The sequence below is a fragment of the Bordetella petrii genome (genome assembly GCF_020991325.1).
Taxonomy (GTDB): Bacteria; Pseudomonadota; Gammaproteobacteria; order Burkholderiales; family Burkholderiaceae_B; genus Bordetella_A; species Bordetella_A petrii_E.
The window spans coordinates 1-4,492 of record NZ_JAJMLX010000337.1 but is presented as its reverse complement, the minus strand read 5'-3'; the positions used below and the strand labels follow the sequence as shown (position 1 = coordinate 4,492).

Annotated in this window: 2 protein-coding genes and 1 pseudogene; 1 reads left to right on the top strand and 2 read right to left on the bottom strand. The window is 68.3% G+C overall.

Features of this window, described 5'->3' with window-relative positions:
* On the bottom strand, nucleotides 1-2,096 hold a 2,096-nt coding region (locus LPZ50_RS22315; protein ID WP_230665024.1), incomplete at its 3' end, for a monovalent cation/H+ antiporter subunit A.
* Between the two features lie 246 nt (nucleotides 2,097-2,342).
* On the opposite strand from LPZ50_RS22315, the gene LPZ50_RS22310 reads away from it, so the two are divergent.
* Nucleotides 2,343-3,323: a Bug family tripartite tricarboxylate transporter substrate binding protein gene (locus LPZ50_RS22310; protein ID WP_230665023.1), complete on the top strand. Its 981-nt coding sequence runs from the start codon at nucleotides 2,343-2,345 to the stop codon at nucleotides 3,321-3,323.
* Nucleotides 3,324-3,348: 25 nt separating this feature from the next.
* Here the strand turns inward: LPZ50_RS22310 and LPZ50_RS22305 are convergent.
* A pseudogene (locus LPZ50_RS22305) lies at nucleotides 3,349-4,492 on the bottom strand (GTP-binding protein); the annotation flags it as partial.

The window sequence follows — 4,492 nt, the reverse complement described above, 5'->3', positions numbered from 1 at the left end:
AAGCGCGCGCGCAGCCCCTGGCGCCCGGCCTCTATGCCTTCGGTGCCGCCTTCGATGCGGCGCGGCAGCCAGCGCAGCCCCAGCAGCAACAGCACCACGGTAACCACCTCCACGGCCAGTTGGGTCAGCGCCAGGTCGGGCGCCGAGAACCAGACGAAGGTCAGGCATACGGCCAGGCCCGCGCCGCCCGCCAGGATCAGGGCCGCCAGCCGGTGGTATTTGGCCTGGAAGGCGGTGCCCAGGGCGCAAATGCCGCCCACGATCCAGAGCACGACAAAGGCCGGGTCCAGCGGCGTGATGGGCGCCGGCGCGTCGTTCCAGACGCCGCGGTGCAGGGGCAGCCAGGCAACCAACAGCGTGCCCACGACGATCAGCACCATCTGCACCTGCAGGCGCGGCGAGGCCACGCGGCGCAACAGCCAACTGGCGGCCACGCTGGAGTAGTCCATCAGGAATTCGAAAGTGCGCCGGCCATCGAAGCGATAAATGAACGGCACCTTGCCGGGCAAGGCGCGCTGGTGCGCGCGCAGCGCCAGGTACAGCACCACGCCCGCCACCATGGCGATGAAGCTCATGGCCAGCGGCAGATTCAAGCCGTGCCATACCGACAGGCTGTAGGCTGGCATGTCGCGGTTCAGCACGCTGTGCGCCGCGGTTTCCAGGAACGGCCCGAGCGTAATGCCCGGAATGATGCCCACCACCAGGCAGGTAAGCACCAGCAGGCCGCTGGGCAGCAGCATCCAGCGCGGCGGCTCGTGCGGCGCGCGCGGAAGGTCGTGCGCGGGCGGCCCGAAGAAAACCTGCAGGATGAAGCGCAGCGAATAGGTCACGCTGAAGGCGCTGGCCAATACCGCCATGGCGGGCAGGCCATACTGGATGAAGGGATCCCCGCTGATGAAGGTGGTCTCGGCGAAGAACATTTCCTTGGAAATGAAGCCGTTGAGCAGCGGCACCCCCGCCATGGCCGCCGCGGCCACCATGGCCAAGGTGGCGGTAATAGGCATGGCCCGCCGCAGGCCGCTGAGGCGGCCGAGGTCGCGGGTGCCGGTTTCGTGGTCGACAATGCCGGCCGCCATGAACAGCGAGGCCTTGAACGTGGCGTGGTTGACCATGTGGAAGATGGCCGCCACCAGGCCCAGCGAACTGTTCATGCCCAGCAGCAGCGTGATCAGCCCCAGGTGGCTGATGGTGGAATAGGCCAGCACGCCTTTCATGTCCTGCTGGAAAATGGCGGCGTACGCGCCCAGCACCAGCGAGCACAGCCCTGCCCCGCCGATGATCCAGAACCATTCTTCGGTGCCGGACAGCACGGGCCAGAAACGCGCCAGCAGGAACACGCCGGCCTTCACCATGGTGGCCGAATGCAGGTAGGCCGATACCGGCGTGGGCGCCGCCATGGCGTTGGGCAGCCAGAACTGGAACGGAAACTGGGCGCTTTTGGTCAGCGCGCCCAGCGCCACCAGGATCAGCACGGCCGGATACCAGGGATCGGCCTGTACTTTATCGGCCGCCGCCAGGACCTGGTCGAGATCGTAGCTGCCAACAATGTGCCCCAGGATGAGCACGCCCGCCAGCAGGCACAGGCCGCCCGCGCCGGTGACGGTAAGGGCCATGCGGGCGCCGCGCCGGGCGTCGAGCCGGTGGTGCCAGTAGGCGATCAGCATGAACGAAGCCAGGCTGGTCATTTCCCAGAACAGCACCAGCTGGATCAGGTTGCCCGACAGCACCACGCCCAGCATGGCGGCCATGAAGGCCTGGAAGAACGAGAAAAAGCGCGGCACCGGGTCTTCGGGCGACATGTAGTAGCGCGCGTACAGCACCACCAGGGTGCCCATGGCCGACACGATGAACGCGAACAGCCATGCAAAGCCATCCATGCGCAGGGTGAACTGCAGGCCCAGGGCCGGAGCCCAGGCCAGGTCGGCGCGGATGATGCCGCCATCGGCCACCTGCGGATAAAGGCTGGCCACCAGCACCGTACAAGCCAGCGCGGTGAGGCCCGCCAGCCACGACTCGGCATTGCGGGCGTTGGACGGCAGCAGCGCGGCGCACAGGCTGCCGACGAACGGCAGAGCGAGTATGAGAATCAGCGACATGGCATTCCGGGAGGGCCGGCGGCTTGTCTCGTGGAGGTGAGCCAAGCATAAAGCCGGGATGACGTTACTCGGAAGCCCGGCAAGGCGCGCCGTTGCAGCGGCACCGCGGCCACGGCGCCAACACATCGACCGACGCCGAGCGGGAATCCACCCCGAAAAATATCAGATTCTTGTAAGGTTCGCACGGTTCAATACTGCCCCCTCGTGCCCGGCCATCCTGCCGGCACACCATCACGGAGACATCTCATGAAGAAAAACACCGCTTTCAAGGCCACCCTGCTGGCGGCCCTTGCGGCTTGTTCGATCGGGGCCGGCGCCCAGGCGCAAACCTACCCCGACCGCCCGGTACGCCTGCTGGTGCCGTTTGCCGCGGGCGGCACCACCGACCTGGTGGCGCGCATCGTGGCCGATGGCCTGGGCCGCGAACTGGGCCAGCCCGTCGTAGTGGAAAACCGCGGCGGCGGCGGAGGCTCCATCGGCGCCGACGCGCTCGCCAAGTCCAAACCCGACGGCTACACCCTGGGCGTGGCCACCGTCAGCACCATGGCCACCAACCCGGCCACCAACGCGCAAACCCCCTACGACCCGCTGAAGGACTTCACCCCCATCATCAATCTGGTGAACGTGCCCAACGTGCTGTCGGTAAACCCGCAAACCCCGGCCAAGACGCCGCAGGACTTCATCGCGCTGCTGAAAGCCAAGCCCGGCACCTACAGCTACGCCTCGGCCGGCACGGGCAGCATTTCGCACCTGGACGGCGAACTGTTCAAGTCGCTGACCGGCACCGACATGATCCACGTGCCCTATCGCGGTTCGGGCCCGGCGCTGAACGACACGCTGGCGGGCCAGGTGAATGCCCAGTTCGACAACCTGCCCTCTTCTTTCGCGCACATCCAGGCAGGCAAGCTGCGCGCGCTGGCCGTGGCGGCCCCCGAACGCGTGGCCGGCATGCCCGACGTGCCCACCTTCAAGGAAGCCGGTCTGGCCGAAATGAACAATATGGCGTGGTACGGCCTGGTGGCGCCCGCGGGCGTGCCGCCCGAAGTGGTCAAGCGCGTGCACGACGCCGCGGCCAAGGCCTTGCAGGATCCGGCCATCCGCCAGCGCCTGATGGAACGCGGCTCGCTGGTCGACGGCGGCACCCCCGAGCAATACGCCGCCCTGATCCGGCGCGAACTGGAACTGCGCACCCGCATCGCCAAGGAACAGAAGATCAGCCTGAACTGATCGCCGTGGCGCAGTGCCGCCGGGGTCAGGCATCCTGCGGGAGCCTGGCCCCGGGCATGGAAGCGCCCGGCACTTCCCGCACTGCCACCCCCATGTCCTGCCAGGCCTCGCCATGGCAGGTGAACAACAGCACCTGGTGGCGCGATGCCGCGTCGTATAGCGCCCGCTTCATCAATTCGCGGCGCGCCTGGTCCGCGTGCACCAGCGTGTCGTCCAGCACCAGCAGCGTGGGGCGGCCAGCCTGCTGCAGCAGATCGGCGTAGGCCAGGCGCGCCAGCACGCCCAGTTGTTCCCGCGTGCCGAAGCTAAGCGCTTCCAGGGCATCGTCGCCCTGGCCGCGCGCCACCGCCGCCGGCCTCAAGGCCTCGTCCAGGCGCCATTGCGCGCCTGGAAACAGCAGACCCACGTAGTGCTGCAAACGCAAGGACAGCGGCTGCAACAGGCGCTGCGTGGCAGCGGCGCGCCGTTCGCCCAGCAAGCGCCACAGCAGGTCGAGCGCCTGCGCGCGCAAGGCGAATTCATCGCGGCGCCGCGCCAGGCGCTGGGCTTCAGCCTGCGCCTGCAGCAACTGTTCTCCCACCCCCTGCGCCTGGGCCTGTTCCAGCTTGCCTTGCAATTGCAGCAATTCGGCGTGCCGGCGTTCCTGCTCCTGGCGCACCAGCCGGGCCGATTGCTCGAAACGCTGGGCGTCCTGCTCGATGAGCTCGGGCTGGTGCGCCTGCAGCGCGGCCTGCGCGTCCTGGCAGCGCTGGGCCAGCGTATCGAGCCGGGCGCGGGCTTCGACCAGCTTGGCGCCCCGCTCTTCGCGCTGAGCCGCGCGCTCGGGTGCGATGAAATCTTTCTGCCGGGCCGCCCATTGAGTTTGCAGCAATTGCACCTGCGCCTGCAGGCGATCCAGCGCGCTGCGGGCGGCCATAACGGTGTGGGCGGCGTGTTCGGTTTCGGCCGTGGCCGTGCGCGCCTCCTGTTCCGCCTGCGCCAGATCGACAGGCTCCAGCGCGTCGGGCAGGCTGGCGAGCAGCGCCTGCAATTGCCCGCGGCGCGCCTGCGCCTGCGATTGCGCGGCCCGCAGCGCCTCGATGCCTTCCGGGGCATGGATGCGCAAATGTTGGCGCGCCGTGTCCAGGTCGCGGCGGGCCCGATCGTGGGCGGCCGCGCGCGATTCCGCC